This is a genomic window from Metabacillus arenae, assembly GCF_014773385.1.
Taxonomy (GTDB): domain Bacteria; phylum Bacillota; class Bacilli; order Bacillales; family Bacillaceae; genus Metabacillus_D; species Metabacillus_D arenae.
The window spans coordinates 90,091-110,290 of the sequence record NZ_JACXAI010000004.1 but is presented as its reverse complement, the minus strand read 5'-3'; the positions used below and the strand labels follow the sequence as shown (position 1 = coordinate 110,290).

17 protein-coding genes are annotated in these 20,200 nt (G+C 37.7%); 8 read left to right on the top strand and 9 right to left on the bottom strand.

Features of this window, described 5'->3' with window-relative positions; all coding sequences use genetic code 11:
• Positions 1-113 precede the first annotated feature (113 nt).
• A complete protein-coding gene (locus IC621_RS04885; RefSeq protein WP_191156325.1) occupies positions 114-1,247 on the bottom strand; it encodes a DEAD/DEAH box helicase in 1,134 nt (377 codons plus the stop codon).
• Positions 1,248-1,683: 436 nt separating this feature from the next.
• Here IC621_RS04885 and IC621_RS04880 point away from each other — a divergent pair, with 436 nt between their 5' ends.
• Entirely contained in the window at positions 1,684-2,109 is a 426-nt protein-coding gene (locus tag IC621_RS04880) for an organic hydroperoxide resistance protein (RefSeq protein WP_191156323.1), read from the top strand.
• A 114-nt stretch (positions 2,110-2,223) separates the two neighbouring features.
• Entirely contained in the window at positions 2,224-4,608 is a 2,385-nt protein-coding gene (locus tag IC621_RS04875) for a penicillin acylase family protein (protein ID WP_191156321.1), read from the top strand.
• A gap of 304 nt (positions 4,609-4,912) precedes the next feature.
• Here IC621_RS04875 and IC621_RS04870 read toward each other — a convergent pair whose 3' ends face one another.
• The 8 genes from IC621_RS04870 to IC621_RS04835 form a co-directional block, all read right to left on the bottom strand.
• The gene (locus IC621_RS04870; RefSeq protein ID WP_191156319.1) at positions 4,913-6,418 is read right to left on the bottom strand and encodes a tripartite tricarboxylate transporter permease; all 1,506 of its coding nucleotides are present in this window, start codon (positions 6,416-6,418) and stop codon (positions 4,913-4,915) included.
• An 11-nt stretch (positions 6,419-6,429) separates the two neighbouring features.
• The gene (locus tag IC621_RS04865; protein WP_191156317.1) at positions 6,430-6,882 is read right to left on the bottom strand and encodes a tripartite tricarboxylate transporter TctB family protein; all 453 of its coding nucleotides are present in this window, start codon (positions 6,880-6,882) and stop codon (positions 6,430-6,432) included.
• 98 nt (positions 6,883-6,980) lie between these two features.
• On the bottom strand, positions 6,981-7,979 hold the full coding sequence (locus IC621_RS04860) for a tripartite tricarboxylate transporter substrate binding protein (protein WP_191156315.1): 999 nt from the start codon (positions 7,977-7,979) through the stop codon (positions 6,981-6,983).
• A 78-nt stretch (positions 7,980-8,057) separates the two neighbouring features.
• A complete protein-coding gene (locus tag IC621_RS04855; protein WP_224752321.1) occupies positions 8,058-9,068 on the bottom strand; it encodes a mannonate dehydratase in 1,011 nt (336 codons plus the stop codon).
• 39 nt (positions 9,069-9,107) lie between these two features.
• The gene (gucD, locus tag IC621_RS04850; protein WP_191156311.1) at positions 9,108-10,571 is read right to left on the bottom strand and encodes an alpha-ketoglutaric semialdehyde dehydrogenase GucD; all 1,464 of its coding nucleotides are present in this window, start codon (positions 10,569-10,571) and stop codon (positions 9,108-9,110) included.
• 77 nt (positions 10,572-10,648) lie between these two features.
• The gene (gene kdgD, locus IC621_RS04845) at positions 10,649-11,581 is read right to left on the bottom strand and encodes a 5-dehydro-4-deoxyglucarate dehydratase (protein WP_191156309.1); all 933 of its coding nucleotides are present in this window, start codon (positions 11,579-11,581) and stop codon (positions 10,649-10,651) included.
• A 37-nt stretch (positions 11,582-11,618) separates the two neighbouring features.
• The gene (locus IC621_RS04840) at positions 11,619-12,344 is read right to left on the bottom strand and encodes a FadR/GntR family transcriptional regulator (RefSeq protein WP_191156307.1); all 726 of its coding nucleotides are present in this window, start codon (positions 12,342-12,344) and stop codon (positions 11,619-11,621) included.
• Positions 12,345-12,609: 265 nt separating this feature from the next.
• Entirely contained in the window at positions 12,610-13,059 is a 450-nt protein-coding gene (locus IC621_RS04835; protein WP_191156305.1) for a YtxH domain-containing protein, read from the bottom strand.
• Positions 13,060-13,591: 532 nt separating this feature from the next.
• Between IC621_RS04835 and bioW the strand changes: the two genes are divergently transcribed.
• The 6 genes from bioW (at position 13,592) to IC621_RS04805 (ending at position 20,031) form a co-directional block, all read left to right on the top strand.
• Entirely contained in the window at positions 13,592-14,359 is a 768-nt protein-coding gene (gene bioW / locus IC621_RS04830) for a 6-carboxyhexanoate--CoA ligase (protein WP_191156303.1), read from the top strand.
• Positions 14,359-15,705: an adenosylmethionine--8-amino-7-oxononanoate transaminase gene (gene bioA, locus IC621_RS04825; RefSeq protein WP_191156301.1), complete on the top strand. Its 1,347-nt coding sequence runs from the start codon at positions 14,359-14,361 to the stop codon at positions 15,703-15,705. The genes bioW and bioA overlap by 1 nt, the downstream gene beginning before the upstream one ends.
• The gene (gene bioF, locus IC621_RS04820) at positions 15,695-16,867 is read left to right on the top strand and encodes an 8-amino-7-oxononanoate synthase (RefSeq protein ID WP_191156549.1); all 1,173 of its coding nucleotides are present in this window, start codon (positions 15,695-15,697) and stop codon (positions 16,865-16,867) included. Before bioA ends, bioF begins: the two co-directional genes overlap by 11 nt.
• Positions 16,864-17,565 (top strand): dethiobiotin synthase, encoded by a 702-nt coding sequence (bioD, locus tag IC621_RS04815; RefSeq protein WP_191156299.1) that lies wholly within the window; start codon positions 16,864-16,866, stop codon positions 17,563-17,565. The genes bioF and bioD overlap by 4 nt, the downstream gene beginning before the upstream one ends.
• Entirely contained in the window at positions 17,562-18,572 is a 1,011-nt protein-coding gene (bioB, locus tag IC621_RS04810) for a biotin synthase BioB (RefSeq protein ID WP_191156297.1), read from the top strand. Before bioD ends, bioB begins: the two co-directional genes overlap by 4 nt.
• 250 nt (positions 18,573-18,822) lie before the next feature.
• Positions 18,823-20,031 (top strand): cytochrome P450, encoded by a 1,209-nt coding sequence (locus tag IC621_RS04805; protein ID WP_191156295.1) that lies wholly within the window; start codon positions 18,823-18,825, stop codon positions 20,029-20,031.
• Positions 20,032-20,200 lie beyond the last annotated feature (169 nt).

Sequence of the window (20,200 nt, the reverse complement as noted above, 5' to 3'; positions counted from 1 at the left end):
TTTCTATTTACAAATACTAACAAATATCATACAAACTCGTGCCCATATTTATTGCCCGCCATCAAAAAAGTGCATAAATTCAATTCCATGCACTCTCTTTAGTCCCGTTTATATTATTTTCTATTTCCTTCCATTAATTCACCTTTATATAAAACTTTTTTCTTTAAATTAATGTTTAATTCCCTGCATAACTGTTTTAATTTTCTCTCTTCCCTGGGTGTGACAATAGATAAGACAGTTCCTTCTGTTGAACCTAGTCTGCCCGTTCGGCCTGAGCGATGGATATATTGTTTCGGATCTTCGGAAAAGTCAATATGAACGACATGTGTAATCCCTTGTATATCAAGACCTCGTGCTGCCACATCTGTTGCAAGGAGAAGAGGAAGCTCACCGGTTCGAAATTTTTTCATATCATTTTTCCGTTTATCCTTGTTCAAATCACTATGGAGCTCAGCAACTTTAGCTCCGTTATATTCAAGTTTTTGAGCTAATAGTTTTAACTGGCTTATATCATTTATAAAAGCCATTGCTTTTATTTGAGGTAATCGGCTGATTTTTGCTAATGCGTCTGCTTTATCCCTTATATCACTAATTACATAAACATGCTCTACTTTTGCACCGGTTTCTCTTTCAGTGACTGTAACGAGTTCGGGTTGCTTCATAAAAGATTTAACCGTAGCCTCGGCTTGTTTTGGCAAAGTAGCAGAGAAGAATAATAACTGTCTATCATTCAATGTTGATTTAATGATCGCTTCGATTGTTTTAATATGCTCAGGTACTAAAAGCTGGTCTCCTTCATCTAAGACGATCGTTTTCACTTGATGCATTTTCATTTTTTTCTGTTTGATTAATTCAAGTATTCTCCCAGGAGTTCCAATTACAATTTGGGGGTGTTTTTTGAGTTTATCAATTTGTCTTTTTACATTTGCTCCTCCGATAAATGCTGCCGAAGTTATATCGCTTTCTAGAGACCATTCCTGAATAAGCCGATGAATTTGCATGACAAGCTCATGAGAGGATGCCAAAATAACAGCTTGTATTCCTTTTAAATCAAAATTAATCTGATTTAAAACCGGAATCACATAGGCAAGTGTTTTTCCCGTACCGGTTGGTGCTTCAGCAATGACATCCTTTCCTTCTAATATGAAAGGGAGGACTTTCTGCTGAACCTCTGTTTGTGCTTCGAAGCCTGCTTTTTTCCATGCAGCTGCTAAGAAGGGTTTCATTTCATTTATCATATCAGTCATAGCTTTCTCCTTTTTCTCAAAAAACTACTTCAAATTTAGCATTTATAGTTTAATCTTTTTTTAAATAGGTTATGAAATAGTATAAGCAATATTTTTCTTGGAAGATTTCCGTTCCTATTTTTAAAATGGTTGACCGTCATGGTTCATTTGCTCCATTCTTTTTACCATTGACGATAAAAAATTCGGAACTAAATCTTCCACTACACTAAAACCACTAATTACTGGGGGGCTCGCCACATTTATTTCTCTCAAAAGGGGACGATAAAGTTAAAATTAATCCGTAAAATTTAAATAAACCCTATGTTGGGAACACTATGTAAGCTTTCATTTACAAATAAACATTATCACTTAGTATATCCTATTCATGCTATTGTGGCTATTCGTTTAATAATGCAAAAAATAATTTTAAACATTTTTATTAAAGGAGAGGTTATCGATGGAAAAAGCTCTATATACTGCAAAAGCAACAGCAGAAGGCGGTCGTGACGGAAAAGTATCCTCAAGTGATGGAACTTTAGATCTTACATTGTCTACACCAAAATCGCTTGGAGGAAAGGAAGAAGATGGTGCAACAAATCCTGAACAGCTTTTTGCTGCGGGATATGCCGCTTGTTTTGACGGAGCATTAAATTTAGTAGCAAGCAAGGACAAGAAAAAAATAGAGTCACGCGTAACAGCAGAAGTGTCAATTGGCAAAGATACAGACGGAGGCTTCGGTTTAGCGGTTGGGTTGAATGTAGGAGTAAACGGAGTATCAAAGCAAGAAGCCGAGGAGCTGGTTGAAAAAGCTCATGGATTCTGCCCTTATTCCAAAGCAACTAGAGGAAATATAGATGTTCAATTAAAAACTGAATTAATATAATTTCTGATCCTGCGGCATGGTCGCAGGATTTTTTGTTTAGTTTCAAAAAGGTTTTTTCAACTTTTAGTCTAATTCCTATCCTTACATAATATTTTTGGATTGGAAGTGATAGGATTGGAAACAAAAATTGAGCAAAAGGGTAGCAAACTTCGCAGGAAAAAAAGGCTTTGGTTGACTGTTGGAAGCATGCTCCTATTAATTGTTTGTTTATCAGCGTTTGTAAACGCCTACATAAACAAAGGCCTTCCTCAGCTTTCAGGAGAAGCAAATCTTCCAGAACTTGAAAATCCCGTTAAAGTATTACGGGATCAGAATGGTGTTCCTCACATCACTGCAAAATCGGACCGAGATTTGTATATAGCCCAGGGCTTTATTCAAGCCCAAGATCGTCTGTTTCAAATGGATTTAAGCAGGAGGCAAGCCTCAGGTACACTAAGTGAAGTGGTCGGCAGGGCAACAATTGACAATGATAAATTTTTCCGAACTTTAGGTTTAAGAAGGACGGCTGCGGCCTCATATACAGAATATAATGAGGAATCAAAGCAAGTTTTAGAATGGTTCTCGGATGGAGTGAATGCTTTTATATCAGAAGCGAAAGAAAAAGGCAAACTTCCTCTTGAATTTTCTCTTCTAGGCTATGAACCTGAAGTATGGACACCTATTGATTCCTTAACAATTGGAAAATATATGGCATTTGATTTAGGCGGTCATTGGCAGGGACAAGCATTCAGGTATTGGGCTCTAGAACAATTTCCAAAAGATAAAGCACTCGACTTATTTCCTTCCTACCCAAAAGATGCATCCACCATCCTTCCTGCATATGAAAATACAGCACTGGATATTGAAAAAGACTTTGCAACAGCGATTATCCCCCCTGAATTTAATGGCAGTAACAATTGGGCAGTCAGCGGTAATAAAAGCGAAACAGGAAAGCCGTTACTTGCAGATGATCCTCATCTTTCGCTTGGAACGCCGGCAATTTGGTATCAAATGCACCTGCAGACATCTGAACAGAATGTTAGCGGTGTAATCTTTGCAGGAGTTCCGGGAATTATCCTCGGACACAATGAACACATTGCATGGGGTGTTACAAATACTGGACCCGATGTTCAAGACCTCTATATTGAAAAAAGAAACCCTGATAATCCACATGAATTTTTGTATAACGGAAAATGGGAGCCTGCTCTCGTCCATGATGAACCAATAAAAGTGAAAGATGAAGACTATTTAGATTATAAGGTGTTAGAAACAAGACATGGTCCCATTATCTCTGAGTTTGCCCATGATCAAAAGGAGGAGACCGCTTTATCCATGCAATGGACAGCTCTCCTTCCGTCATTAGAGTTTCAAGCTATTTTAGAAATGAATAAAGCAACTAATTGGAATGAATTTGAGGAAGCTTTAAAAGACTTCCATGTTCCAACGCAAAATTTTGTTTTTGCCTCAGAAGATGGAACAATTGCCTTTAAAGCAAACGGTAAAATCCCAATAAGAAAAAAAGGAGACGGCCTGATCCCTGTACCAGGCTGGTCAGATGAATACGGATGGGAGGGATTTATTCCATACAGTGAACTTCCGAGCCAGATCAATCCGCAAGCAGGGTTTATTGCTACAGCAAACAATAAGGTCGTAGACGGTCAATACCCTTATCATATCAGCCATCAGTGGGCCCAGCCATACCGATATATGAGAATTAAAGAAGTACTGGAAGGCGAAGGGAGGCTTTCGTTAAATGATATGAAAAATTTGCAAATGGATCAAAAAAATCTTTATGCACGTGAATTTCTCCCTGCTTTTCTAAAGCGATTCAATAATTTAGAGCTGACAAAAACCGAACAAAAAGCTGTCAGCTTATTAATAAAATGGAATTATGAAGATGACAAGGATTTGGCAGCACCGTTAATTTTCCATTTGCTTATGAAGGAAATTCCCAACACCCTTTTTTCTGATCAAATACCCAAAAAAATAAATAGTTTATTTGAAGGAAAACAAAGTATTGTCGATGACTTATTGAGGAAAGCTTTAGCAGGCGAAGAATCCAAATGGATCTCGGAAAAAGGCAGCTTGGATCACGTTCTACAAAAGTCTTTACAAAAAGTGGTCAATCGCTTAACAGACGAGTATGGCCAAAATCCAGAAAGTTGGAAATGGGGAGACTATCACAGGCTCATATTTGCTCATCCATTATCTTCTTCCTCTCCATTTTTAAATTGGATTTTTAATTCGAAAGAACCTGCTCCAATAGGCGGAAGCCAAATAACCGTCCAGGCTGCAGGCTATTCTCAAGATGGTACAGTTGACCACGGGGCATCGTGGCGCTTCGTTATTGATACAAGAGAAATGACAAAAGGCCACCACATCGTTGGTCCAGGACAAGCCGGCCACTTTAAGAGCCGCTGGTATGATGACCAGTTGAATGATTGGATTGAAGGAAATTATCATGTGACAGATCTAAAGAAAACTAAAGGTGAAGAAGTATTGATTCTTTCCCCTGAATGAATGTGGATTTCGCTAGCCCATCTTAATAGTAAGACTGTATCCTTTTCTCAAGTGGCAGTGTATAAACGCTAAAGCTTTATTCATCCAAATTTATTATTTGAAATCATTTAAAAAACTTGCAGTAATAGCCTCTGCAAGTTTTTTAGGTTCATCTATACTTTATATTGATTGTTTTCATTCTGCTCTGGGACTTCGACCGATTCTGAGAGCTCTGAACCAGCCTCTTTTATTTTTGAACTAATCTCTTCCTGGTTATCTTCCACTTATTTTGCAACGTACAATTGGATTAACTTCACTTTACTAATCATGCCTCAACATCCTCAAAATGATTCTTTTTATCTTTTAATCCTGCAAAAATGCTAAGAGCAATTGCTAGAATTGAAAAGATCATCAGGGCTCCAGATATAGGACGTGTGAATATTTCTAAAAAATTGCCTTTATACAATTCCAATGTTTGAAGCAATGATTCTTCCATCATTTTTCCTAATATAAAAACAAGCGCAATTGGGGCAACGGGAATCTCTGCCTTTTTTAAAAAATAGCCTAATAAACCAAAGATGAGCAGGCCGCCAACATCCCAAAGACTATTACTGATCGAATAAGTTCCAACAATCGAAACTGCGATGATGATAGGGAAAAGCATTTTAAATGGGACCCCTGCTATTTTTGCCCAGAATTTAGCCATTGGCAAATTCATGAATAATAGAAGCAGATTCCCAATAAACATACTAGCTATAACAGCCCAAACAAAATCAGAATGGTTAACAAATAACGTTGGGCCTGGTTGTAAGCCATGTAAAACAAAAGCTCCTAGTAATACTGCCATTGTAGCTGAACTAGGAATTCCTAATAAAAATAAAGGGATTAACGCACCAGCTGTAAATGAGTTATTTGCTGTTTCAGGACCTGCAACGCCCTCAATAGCTCCTTTACCAAAACGAGATGGATTCTTCGCTAACCTTTTCTCCATTGAATAGGATAACAAAGCCGGAACAACCGAGCTTATACCAGGAATCAGCCCTAAGAAAAATCCCAGAACAGTTCCTCTCCCTATTGCCATGATAGAAGGACGGACTTCTTCTCTGCTTGGCAGTAACCCTTTAACTAAAGGAGGCTTTTCAGGCTTTTTCATCTGTTGTTCAAGACCTAATAAGATTTCGGATAGACCAAAAAGACCCATTGCGATTGTTACGAAATCAAATCCATCAATCAGAAATGGCGTTCCAAAGGTAAATCTCATATCACCAGTGCTTGGCGCAATGCCAAACATCGCTAAAACTAAACCAATCAAAACGGCTATGATGCCGCGAATAATCGATTTACCCGCAAGTCCCACTACCATGGTCATACCAAATAGGATTAACGCAAAATATTCTGGCGGTCCAAAAGAAAGGGCAAATTTCACAAGATGCGGTGCTATAAATGCTACACCTATAATAGCAACAACCCCGCCAACGAACGATCCAATTGCTGAAATCCCGAGTGCTACACCAGCTCGTCCTTTTTTAGCCATCGGATAACCGTCGAGACTTGTTATAACAGAAGCTGCTTCCCCGGGAACGTTAACAAGAACAGTTGTAATGGTTCCACCATACATTGAACCATAAAAAATTCCTGACAACATGATAATTGCTGAAATCGGATCCATTGCAAAAGTCATTGGGATCAGTAAAGCTGTACCTGCACTAGGTCCCAATCCAGGTAATATACCTACAAGCATGCCAACTGAAACACCTATTAAACAAAACAATATATTTTGCCAAGATAAAGCGGTCTCAAAACCCGATATTAACAACTGAATTGTATCCATAATATCCTCCTTTACCATCCCCAAATATTAGCTGGTAATGGAATATCCAATATAATATTGAAAACAACAAACAATACAATAGTTACTGAAACTGCTGTAGAAATTGAGGTAATCCACTTGAAATCAGGTATCAGAAGGATAAGCATAATTAAAATACTGGAAATTATATATCCTAAAAAAGGAGAAATGAGGATAAATAATAAAATAGAAAAGACAACTTTTAATACACTTAACAAAATTTTTCCTTTTGGAAAAACGTCTGAAAATGTAATTCTATTATTCTTTCTTAAAGAATCGAGAATAAACAAGATAGAAAAGACACCAAGTAATCCGCTTAACCACAATGGGAAAAATCCTGGACCTGGTCCGTACTGGCCATAGTATTCATACTTTAGAGAAGAGTTAACCATAAAGATGGAAAATAGTAAGATAAAGATTCCTACCCATACACCATAATTTCTCATTAGTATAACTCCTTTCTTCAAGATTACTTATTCATGAAACTGAATGATTTTATAAAAATACCCGACTCATTCGGTAAAAGAACCGGGTATTCAATCTTTTACCAACCAAGTAATTCTTTTAATCCCTCAATATCTTTTTTATCTTGTTCTAATAACTTCCTATACTCTTCTCCATTAACATAATGTGCTTGAGTTCCAAGCTCTTTCATTTTCTCCTCATGTTCAGCAGTTTGTGCGGCATTTTTTAAGGCTTTTTGGAGAATATCTATTTTTTCTTGGTCCACTCCAACCGGTGCAACTAACCCTCTTGTTGATTGAGAGATAACTGGGTCAAATCCTGCTTCTGCAACTGTAGGAACATCAGGCAAGAAAGGTGATTTTTCCTCTGCTGTCACTGCTACTGCTTTCAATTGCTTTTCTTGATGCATTGGGTAAGCTTCACCGACACTAGAAATTAATACATCAACATGTCCGCCTAAGAATGCTGCTCTGGACTTAGCCGTACCATCAAATTGGATATCTCTAAATTTTGTTCCAAGTGCTTCGTTTAATTTTAATGTAACTAAATGGTCATCCCCAGCTACCCCTGTTGCTGTTGTCGTTACTTCGTTTTTCTTTGCATATTCTACTAATTCTTTAAAATTTGAAAATCGTTCATCGTCTACTCGAATCGCAACAACACCTGGATCTGTTACGTGATTTCCTATATATTCAAATTTGTCTAGATCAATTTGTTTTTCCATTGTTGGATTTACTAAACCACTTGCAAGATTAGGAGAGTTAAGAAATCCGATGGTGTATCCATCAGGCTTTGAATTGGCAATTTCAGTCCACCCAACCCAGCCGCTTCCACCTGGTTTATTCATAATATTTACTGGAACACCTAACTCATCTTCTAGGAAGGGTTGAAGTGTTCTCGCTGTTGTATCAGTTCCTCCGCCTGCATCATAAGCAACAATAATACTTATTGGTTTAGTTGGGAAATTAGCTTTTTTGTCTGATGAAGAATTCGAATTAGCTTCTTGTGTGCTTGAACATCCATCCATAACACCAAAAACTAATACTGCCATGAATATGATCGAAATCAGTTTTTTCATTTACAATCCCCCTTGTATTTTTGAAAACAAGTAAACTTTCCAACACCTTCTATCATCTTTTAATCATCCAGTTCATTTTTATCCTGAAAATTCATGTAAAGCTGTAAGCATTGCTTTTATATACCCCACTGAGTAAGCAAATCCAATACTTGACGAGCTCCATCCAATATTAGAGTTAGACCAATTTACATCTGTATCAGGTAAATCTCCTTCCATAATCGGCACATGATCAGGGTTAATACAGCCATCATATCCGACCTTCTTAAGCTCTAAAAGTATCTTGAACATATTCAAATCACCATCATCCAATAAAGCTTCTTCAAAAGCTTTTGTTGTTGCAAGGCTTCCTCTAACATTTCTAAAATGAATTAGAAATAATCTGCCTTTCCGCCCGTAATGATTAATCTCATCTAAAACTAGTGAACTTCCACCTTCCTCCGCTCTTGTTCCAACGCAATAAATATAACCTACATTTTTATTTGGAAATTCATCAATAATTCGATGATAACCAAGTCCCCCAAAAGGAGTATCTGGATTTGGAGTATCTGAAGGATGCATACCGATTTTAACTTCGTAATCTTCTGCTGTTTGCACTAACTGCCTGTATACTTCCTTAAATTTCTCTCTCCACTTCAAACTCTCATCTAGAGTAGGAGTAATGGCCTTTTCTTTCGTAAACCCTAAACTTTCACCTCTTGAAATAACTCCCCCGCGTTGATACGCTTGATATGTTGTTGTTAATCCCGGAAACACGTCCCCTGCGAATCTTTGTCTAACAATCTTAATCCCAGCTTCCCCAAAGACCTTGATTGCGTTGACAGCGTTTTCAATTTCTACCTCACTACCAATACCATCATTCATAAAGTTAGTAGTAATATTCGGTAACGTTACACGATTAATATCCAGGCCCCATGAGCGAATCCTTCTTTTCTGCTTCAGCAAAGCGTCAAGGTCTGGATACCCTTGTTCCTTTACTCCAGGAAAGGAGGATCCATTACCAAAATCTACGCAATCAACTCCTAATTGGCTCATTTGCTTTAAGTCTTTATCGGATAAATCGAAGTAATTTGCGGTCACTGAAACCTTCATCAATAGGATCACCTTCTCAATCTATTATTTTTAACGTATTTATTTTACGAACACTGTTTTAATAGCGGTGAAAAATTCCTTAGCTGCTTCACCCTGTTCACGTGAATGTGAGCTCGATTGTTTCATCCCTCCAAATGGTGCTTGAAGCTCTACCCCTGCACTTTCTGCATTAACGCGTATTAACCCAGCCTCCATATTTTCAATAAAGGAAAGCATACTTTGAATATCTTTCGTGTAAATTGATGCACTTAAGCCAAACTTTACGTCGTTTGCAATCGTAATTGCCTCTTCAAACGTATTCACTTGAATCAAAGCAAGGACAGGTCCAAAGATTTCTTCTTGAGCAATTTTCATGTCTGTTGTAACATTTTCAAAGACTGTTGGCTCAATAAAATAACCCTTATCATAAGCAGCTCCAGTTAACCTATTTCCGCCTATGAGTAAAGTGGCACCTTCTTGTTTTCCCGCTTCTATGTATGACAATGCTGTATTTAGTTGGCTTTCATTAGCCGAAGGTCCCATCCATATTCCATCTTCCATCCCATTGCCAACTGTGATTTCCTTTACTTTCTCTAATAATTTTTCTTTAAATTTTTCATAGATTTCACCTGCAATAATGACACGGCTTGTTGCAGTACATTTCTGACCAGTTGACCTGAATGCTCCACTGATTGTTCCTTCTACGGCAATATCCAAATCTGCATCTGCTGCAACTATGACAGGGTTTTTCCCACCCATTTCGAGCTGATATTTCGCCCCGCGAGCTAACGCTCCTTGACCAACCATTTTTCCAACTTCATTAGACCCTGTAAAGGTAATCCCATTTACGTCTGGATGTTCAACAAGACCTTGGCCAATTACTGAACCCGAACCTGTTACCATATTTAAGACACCATCAGGTATTCCGGCTTTTTCAAAGCATTCAATTACTTTTGCACATGTAACCGCAGTTTCTTGGGCTGGTTTAATGACAACAGAATTTCCATAAATTAAGGCAGGCGCCATTTTCCAAATTGGGATCGCAACAGGAAAATTCCAAGGTGAAATCACACCTACAACTCCTAAAGGAACTCGACTTGTAAACATAAGAGCCTTGTTGTCAGTCGATGGAATGACATCACCAACTTTTCTCATTCCCTCCCCTGCATAATAACGAAGAATCGCAACTCCTCTAGCAGTTTCTCCTTTTGCTTCAGGAAGTGTTTTACCCATTTCCCGTGTCATTGTTTCAGCTATTTCATCCATTCTATTTTCTAAAATATCAGCTGTTTTATATAAATAAGCCCCGCGTTCGCTGCCTGTTAGTGCTTTCCATGCCTTTTGGGAATGTTTAGCTGCGAATACAGCTTGATCTAGTTCTTCCTTTGTTGAAACTTGAATTATCCCAACAACATCATCACGATTAGAAGGATTATTGCTAGCAACCGTTTTACCACTAGAAGAGGCTTCCCATTTTCCATTAATAAAATTCAAGTAAGTTTTTGTCGTTGTTTCTACAGTCATTATGATCCTCCTTTAATAATCTATTAAACTAGCCTTTATATTAAGCGCTTTCATTCAACTCAAATACTGAACTTTGTTTAATGACTTATCTCTTTATTATCAACCGGATATTTCTCTAAGGCTTTCATAATGATTGCCTCTAATGCTTTATAGTGCTCGGCCTCTACCGGGATCACAGGAGGACGAACTGTATTTCCTACAGGAAGACCTACAATTTCCATTCCTGCTTTAATGAGTGATACCGCATAACCTTTTCTAGCTTTGCGGATTCGATTAATTGGCAATAGTACCTCAACATAGATATCGCGTACAAGCTGTTCATTACCTTCCAATAACGCTTTGTAGTATTGTCTTGAAATATGCGGGATATAATTAGAAATTGCCGAAGAATATGAATTAAATCCTATCGATGTATATGCAGGCATTGTCATTTCAGCAAATGGCATCCCATTTAGCCATTCAAGCCGGTCACCAATTGTTTGTGTTAGTTCAAGGTTTAATTCCATATCCCCAACCCCATCTTTAAGCCCAACAATCTGCGGATATTTTAATAATTTTTGCAGAGTTTCTAATTGTAAAATTGCATTATCACGTTGATAGACAATTGCATTTAAATCACTATTTTCAATGATTGTTTTATAATACTTGAATAAACCTTCTTGTTCTCCCTCAATTAAGTATGGTGGAAGAATTAAATAACCATCCGCGCCTAAATCTTGTGATAGTTTTACTAACTCAACGGCTTGTGTGATGTTTCCTCCTACCCCTGTGTAAACCGGAACCTTTTTCCCGGCAACAGATACTGCTGCTTCTACCATAGCTTGATATTCACTATGACTTAATGCATGAAACTCTCCTGAACCACATGCAATAAAAATTGAGGTTAATCCTTCATCTATTAGAAACTTAATATTTTCAGCTAAAGCTTTTTCATCTAATTGACCATTTTTATGCAGAGGTGCTGTCGGAAAGCCTAAAATACCAGTGGGGGTTTTTCTTAAAATTGTCATGAATGTGACCTGCCTTCCCAAATGAACTTAAATTCTGTCATTGCTCTAAATTTTGTTTTGGTTGTAGACTTTTAATAGCTTTCTGTCTAACATAATTCAGGTGGTAATACATGCTGGAATATGCGGCTATTGGATCACGCTTTTCAAGTGCATGATAAATTTCAATATGCTGGCGCATCGTTTCTTTCAAATCCCTTTCTTCCAACGGAATTTTTTCTAAGATCTTGTGATGGAACTGCTGCAATGGATTAATGACACCTTCAAACAAAGCATTTTTGGCACTAAGTGCAATAATTTTATGAAATTCTTTATCTTCTTCTGAAGAATCTTCTGTTGGTAAACTCTCCATTCGTTCAATCGTTTTTCTTAATTTAACGAGATCTTCATCTGTAATTTTTTCAGCAGCTAACGTCACTAAACCAAGCTCTAGTGCGACTCGGATTTCGCAAATTGAAAGGAGATCGCCTGCTGAAAGCGCCAACATCATTAAGAAAGGTTCGCTGCCAACTTTATCTGAAAAAAACGTTCCATTTCTAGTTTTGCGGTTGACTATACCCAACACTTCCAAGGATGTTAATGCCTCTCTGATTACCGGTCTGCTTACATTACAGATTTCCATTAGTTCAAACTCTGAAGGTAATCGTTCCCCTGGCTTTAACTGGCCAGTGATAAGCAAATCAATTATTTCATCAATTACCTGTTTAGAAAGTGTTTTTCGATTAACCGATTTAATGTTTACTTCAATTTCTTTTTTTTCCCCCAAAACACTCCCTCCTTTTGAAGCGGTATTTATGACTTAAATTGTCTTTTTGTTTATTTGTCTGACAATTTATTTCTTAATTCAAATTGTAAGACAAATAAAATTAAGTGTCAATTGCAAAAATAAAAAAATTAAATAAATTTTCTCATCAAAAGCTATAAGGGTTTAAATTCCTTTTAGGCAAAGGGCAATTTGATGAAGCCTTTCGCTGTAATACATTAATTAAAAAAACTTGCAGGATCCGCCTCTGCAAGTTTTTTAGCTTCTTCTATACTTTATTTTGATTGTTTTCATTCTGCTCGGGGACTTCGACTGATTCTGAGAGCTCTGAACCAGCGTCTTTCACTTTTGAGCCGATCCCTTTAAGTTCTCCTTTTGCTTCTTTTGCAGTAGCAGGAATCTGTTTGATATCGCTCACTTTGCTAATAATGTTATTGTTTACACGTTCGTATAAGCTTTGGGCATCAGTTATTGCCTCTTCCAGCTTCTTTGTTGCCGTTTTTACCTGCCCAACCACTTGGTCTTTTACTTCACTTGGATTTTCGCGGACATACTGATAGAGCTCTACAGAAGAATCCTTCATACCAACAGCTTTATTTTTCACTTTATTTCTAGTGGTGGCATCCAATAACGTAATAGCGCCACCAACAATTCCTCCAATGACGATCCCTTTCACAAGCTTACTTTTCCTTTTCTTTTGTACGTTTACCTTTGCCATATAAAAATCAACTCCTACTGTTTTCATTTTGTGATATTAACAATTAATTTCCCTTTCCAATAAAAGATTAAACAAACGATTATTGGAAAAACTGCTTGTTTTCTATCTAAACTGTTCATTTATCAGCCAAAGGATACCGCTTGTTGGCTATATCTATAAACTTACTTTCCGTATCAAACTTTTTATTGTCCCTATCTTCATTTTTTCTTTCCATACCTAAACTGTTTTTTACCACTTTGCTAATTTATTTTCTATCGTTTTTCTCCTTTTATTGTCCAGTCTCATACCTCTTGACGATGCTAACACAGTCTTCTCCAAAGACCCGCTCCACTCTTTGAAAAATTGTTTTACATTTATCTCAGTTAAAAGATGAGTAATTTTCAGGGGAAAAGGACAATCAAAGTCGTAGGGAGGTTTACCTAAATTTGCTAACAATGTTGACAGATTAGATGAAGAATCTTAGTATTTAAATTGTTAACTTTATTTTATTTTTGGTTAACAAATGTAGAGCTACGCTGGGAGGATTAAAAGGATGCAAGGGGAAAAGTATTACAGCGTGAGAATGAGATCTGCCAAGGAGGGGTCTCATGAACAAGGGGAAAAGCATATATCCGGCGGAGAACTGCTTTCAACTTATAACGATATAAAGCATGCTGTGAATGCTTTATTGGAAAAGGGCTTAACTCATTCAAGAGGAAGGCCGGATTTTATGCAGATTCAGTTTGAATGTATTAACGACCCTATAAAACTAGTGAATCCTTTACAAGTTATGACAAATGAAGTGGAATCAGCAGGAAAAGGGCAAGCATTGGCTAGGAAACTTTTAGAGCAAGCAGGCATCCCGAGAAAAAGTATTGAAAAAGCGTATGATCAAATCACTGAATATTCAGGAATTAGAGGAGCCATCATGCTTGATATTCATTCAGGTGAACGAATTGATGATAGGAAAGAAAAAGGCGTACGTGTTTCCAGAATGGACTGGTTGGACACTAATTTTGAAAAATGGGCTGACCACTGCCAAATACCTCAAAATCCTCGAGTTAAGGAGGCACTTGTCCTTGCGACAAAGGTAAGCGAGCATCCGGCTACTATCGCAGAATTATGCTGGTCAGATGACCCTGATTATATAACAGGATATGTAGCAAGTAAAAAGTTAGGTTATAGACGTATCACTAAGTTGAAAGAGTTCGGAGATGAACAAGGCTGTCGAATCTTTTTTGTAAATGGTTTAGAAGATCTAAATTCATACATACACTATTTAGAAAAACAGCCAGTTTTCGTTCAATGGGAGGAGAAATGATGATCCAAGATTTAATTGAAAAAAGTAAAAAGCATCTTTGGCTGCCTTTCACTCAAATGAAAGATTATGATACAAATCCTTTGATTATTGAGAGTGGAAATGGAATTAAAGTAAAAGACATCAATGGTAAGGAATATTATGATGGATTTTCTTCTGTTTGGCTTAATGTACATGGCCATCGTAAAAAGGAGTTAGATGATGCGATTAAGAGGCAGCTTGAAAAAATCGCTCATTCAACTTTGTTAGGCATGACAAATGTTCCAGCTACAGAGCTTGCTGAAAAACTAATTGAAATAAGTCCGGAAAAGCTGACGCGTGTCTTTTATTCAGATAGCGGGGCAGAAGCAATGGAAATTGCTCTTAAAATGGCGTTTCAATATTGGAAAAACATAGGTAAACCAGAGAAACAAAAATTTATCTCGATGAGAAATGGTTATCATGGCGATACGATTGGTGCTGTTAGTGTTGGTTCAATTGAGCTTTTCCATCATGTATACGGCGCCTTAATGTTTGAGAGTTTTAAGGCACCAGTTCCTTATGTTTATCGCTCTCTAAGCGGTGATAAGGCGCAGTGCCGCGATGAATGCTTAAAAGCACTTGAACAGCTGCTTATTGAAAATCATCAAGAAATCGCAGCACTTTCCATAGAATCTATGGTCCAAGGAGCTTCAGGTATGATTGTTATGCCAGAAGGTTTTTTTGCAGGTGTTCGTGAGCTTTGTACAAAATATGATGTCTTGATGATTGTTGATGAAGTTGCGACAGGCTTTGGTCGTACTGGGAAAATGTTTGCATGTGAACATGAGAGTGTGCAGCCAGACTTAATGGCAGCTGGGAAGGGAATTACAGGAGGCTATTTGCCAATAGCTGTAACATTTACAACAGAGGAAATTTACTCGGCATTCTATGATGACTACGAAAAGTTAAAAACTTTTTTCCATGGCCATTCTTATACAGGAAATCAGCTGGGGTGCGCGGTTGCAATTGAAAATTTAAGTTTGTTTGAATCTGAAAAAATCGTTGAAATGGTAGCCGAAAAAGCAGAAGATCTTTATTTACTCCTGAATAGCCTGCAATCACTTCCTCACGTAGGGGATATTAGGCAGCTCGGTTTTATGTGTGGAGTAGAGCTTGTTCGCTCAAAGGAAACAAAGGAGCCCTTCCCTGCTGAAAAGCGTGTGGGATATCATGTTTCTTTAAAAATGCGAGAACTTGGAATGCTAACGAGGCCGCTCGGCGATGTCATCGCATTTATGCCTCCGCTAGCAAGTAATAGAGAAGAACTTGAAGCAATGGTAGCGATCATGAAAGAAGCAATTTGTGAGGTAACAAATGTTGAACTTTGATGAATGGCTGGACATGCGATTAGACAGAACGAAAAAGGCAGGTCTGTATCGGAAGTTGCGAACAATGAATACGGCTCCTAAACCTGAAATGTCTATTAATGGACAGAAGCAAATCGTCTTTTCATCCAATAATTATTTAGGGCTGGCAAATAATAAACAATTGATCTACGCAGCAGAAACGATCCTGCATGAGTTTGGAGCAGGGAGCAGCGGCTCAAGGCTAACTACAGGTAATACAAAATGGCATGAAAAACTTGAAGAGCGAATTGCAAGCTTTAAGCAAACGGAAGCAGCCCTTCTCTTTTCGTGCGGCTATTTAGCTAATGTCGGCGTCCTTTCATCTTTACCTGAAAAAGGGGATGTTCTATTAAGTGATCAATTAAACCATGCGAGTATTATCGATGGGTGCCGGCTATCAAAGGCTGACACTGTCATTTATAAGCATATCGATATGATAGATCTAGAAGAAAAGCTAATAGAAACAGAATCTTATCATCGACGTTTTATTGTAACAGATGGTGTTTTTAGTATGGATGGTACGATTGCACCTCTTGATAAGATCATGTCACTTGCTAAACGCTATCATGCCTACGTTATTGTTGATGATGCACATGCAACAGGTGTTTTAGGAGAAAACGGCAGGGGCACAAGTGAATTTTTCGGAGTACTTCCTGATGTGGTGATTGGTACCTTAAGCAAAGCTATTGGCACAGAAGGGGGATATGTCTCTGGTTCACATGTATTAATTGACTTTCTGCTAAACAATGCCAGGACGTTTATCTTTCAAACAGCTATCCCTCCATCAAGCTGTGCTGCTTCGTATGCTGCCTTGGAGTTGATTGAACATAGTAAAGAAAAGCGTAAGCAGCTGCTTTTAAATGTAAAAAAAATAAAAGCTGGGTTAGTAAAAATGGGTTATACGGTGAAGGGGCATGATACACCGATTATTCCTGTGATCATGGGGGATGCCCAAAAGTCTGTAATCTTTGCGAAAAAATTGCAGGAAAAAAGAATATATGCGCCAGCTATTCGCCCGCCAACCGTAGCAATAGGTGAAAGCCGCATCCGGTTAACAGTCACAACTAGCCATCGTCCAAAAGAAATAGATTACATGTTAGAGTCATTTAATTTAATTGGAAAAGAGTTGAACATGATTAAATGAAAGGTTTTTTTGTAACTGGAACAGATACAGAAGTTGGAAAAACAATTATATCTTGCGGACTTGCAGCGGCATTAAAAGAGAACAAGATGGATGTTGGTGTATTTAAGCCATTATTAAGTGGTATTTCTCGCGATAATCCAGAGAGCGATACAAGCTTACTAAAGCAAATGTCACAAACGTCTCTTTCACATAGGGACATTACCCCTTTTGAATTCAAGAAACCACTTGCTCCGTACGTTGCAGGGAAGCTGGACGGGACGGTAGTTAACCTTAAAGATGTGCTCAACCGCTGGGAAATGATTAGAGAAAGGCACGAATATTTCATAGTAGAAGGTGCTGGCGGTATTTCAGTGCCGCTGGGTGAAAATTTCTTAGTCAGTCATTTAATAAAAGCATTAGAACTTCCAATTGTTATTGTAGCTCGTCCTAATCTTGGTACGATCAATCATACTTTTCTAACTGTTCATTACGCTAAAAGTATAGGTGTTAGGATTCTCGGAATCGTAATCAACGGTATAAGTGATAATCCCGACATAGCGGAAAAATCAAATCCGAAATTAATTGAAGAGTTATGCGGAGTGCCTATTTTAGGGATTACCCCTAAGCTTAAAGAGGTAACAAATGAAAGTGTTCAAAAAATGGTAAAGGAGCACATTGACGTGACATTACTTTTAAATCAGATGGAGGCAGGAAGATGAATCAATGGATGGAACTAGCAGATCGAGTGTTAAATGGTGTCGAAGTAACAAATAAAGAAGCCCTTTCAATCTTAGAATGTCCAGATGAAGATGTACTTTTACTTATGCATGCTGCTTTTCAAATTAGAAAGCATTTTTATGGAAAAAAAGTAAAGCTTAATATGATCATGAATGCGAAATCCGGTCTGTGTCCAGAAAATTGCGGCTATTGTTCGCAATCTTCCATTTCAACAGCACCAATTAATTCTTATAGAATGGTAAACAAGGAAACTCTTCTTGAAGGAGCAAAGCGTGCACATGATTTAAATATAGGGACATACTGTATTGTTGCGAGCGGCAGAGGACCATCTAATAGAGAAGTTGATCAAGTGGTTGAAGCAGTAAAAGAAATCAAGGATACATATGGATTGAAGATTTGTGCATGTCTTGGACTGTTAAAGCCTGAGCAAGCGAAGCGGCTAAAAGAATCCGGGGTAGATCGTTACAACCATAATATCAATACATCAAAGAGCAACCATCCAAACATTACTACTTCACATACGTACGATGATCGAGTTGGTACGGTGGAAATAGCAAAAGAATCTGGAATGTCTCCATGTTCGGGTGTCATTGTCGGGATGAAAGAAGCAAAGCAGGATGTTGTCGATATGGCTAACAGTTTAAAAGCCCTTGATGCAGATTCCATTCCAATTAATTTTTTACATGCGATTGATGGTACCCCACTTGAGGGAGTAAAAGAATTAAATCCTCTTTATTGTTTAAAGATTTTAGCATTATTTCGTTTTATCAATCCAACAAAGGAAATTCGAATTTCAGGCGGACGAGAAGTCAACCTTCGTTCCTTGCAGCCATTAGGGCTATATGCAGCCAATTCAATCTTTGTCGGGGATTACTTAACAACAGCTGGGCAAGAAGAAACGGAAGATCATAAAATGCTGCTCGATTTAGGATTCGAGATAGAATCGGTAGAAGAAATGAAAGCCAGCCTGGCAATGGAAAATAAATAATCGTTTTACAGAGATGTGTTTATCAAATAGGATGCATTTCTGCAAAAAAAAGGCTATTTTTATGTAGATTTTGTTTCTATTAAACAGAGTTAATCATTGCTTATTGTACCTCGTGAGGTGAGAGATCAGATGTGAGACTAGAAGCAATCGGCAATCCACCGATTGCCTTTATTTAAACGTCTCTTATATATGAAAGCAACAATCACTTAGATAATAGCCAAAAATAAGCGATCGTATTTGGGGGCAAAACATGATAAGCAAATTAAATCAAACAATTCCATTCTCACTTACTTCTCCTGAGTTTTTAAGAAACCCTTATCCCTATTACGACAAGCTGCGTTCCATTCATCCTGTATATTGGGTAAATTCGTTAAAATATCCAGGATGGTATGTAACCGGATATGAGGAGGCGATAGCGATTCTTAAAGATACAAGATTTAAAAATCGCATCCCTCTGCCTCAAACATCAAATAAATATGAGAATCTTAAAAATTTACAGAACGATATGATGCTTTTTAAGAATCAACTTGACCATAAGCGTTTACGTATGCTCGTTAGTAAAGTTTTTACTCCAAGAATTGTAGAAGGTTATCGCCCATACATTAACGAAACTGTTAATGACTTACTTAATCAGGTGAAGGATAAGAAAAAAATGGATGTTGTTTCAGATTATGCGTTTCCTTTAGCAAGCCTTATTATAGCTGAAATTTTAGGAGTGCCGGCAGAAGAGCGATTTCAATTTAGAGAATGGACGGCAAGCTTAATCCAAACAATTGATTTTACTCGAACGAGAAAGGCGTTAGCAAATGGTAACGAAACTACTATAAAATTATTAGATTATTTTAGGGAGTTGATTAAAAAGCGGAAACATAACCCTCAAGATGATCTTATCAGCATGTTAATTAAGGAGGAACAGCATGGGGGAAAATTGACAGACGAAGAATTACTGGCAACATGTATTTTGCTTGTCATTGCTGGGCATGAGACCACGGTAAATCTCATTAGTAATTCGATGTTTGCCTTATTAAACCAACCTCAGCAGCTAATGAAGCTAAAGAAAAATCCAGCGCTTATTGAAATGGCAGTCGAAGAGTTTTTACGCTATGAGAGCCCAACACAGATGACAGCTCGCATTGCATCGGAAGATATTAACATGAATAGCGCCACCATTAAAAAAGATGAACAAGTATATATACTTTTGGGTGCTGCTAATCGAGATCCAAAGAAATTCTTTAATGCTAACGAACTGGATATAACTAGAAATCCTAATCCTCATCTTGCATTTGGATATGGCGTTCATTTTTGTTTAGGTTCCCTATTAGCACGTATAGAAGCACAAATTGCGATTCACACACTTCTTGAGCGAATGCCAAACCTTCAAATTGCTTCTTCTGAGCTTCAATGGCGAAAACTTATTGGTTTTAGATCGTTACTAGAACTTCCACTTACTTTTAACTAAGAGTAGGATTTCAAAACATTGGAGTCAATAACAAGCCCCCCAGTAAATGCAGAATATTTAATGGGGGCAATGCTATTTAATTAGAAGTGGCAGAAACTGTTCAGCTTCAAGCAGCCGATCTGCAATATGAAGGACACAATTTACCTGTCAAAGGATTTAGGGATGCACT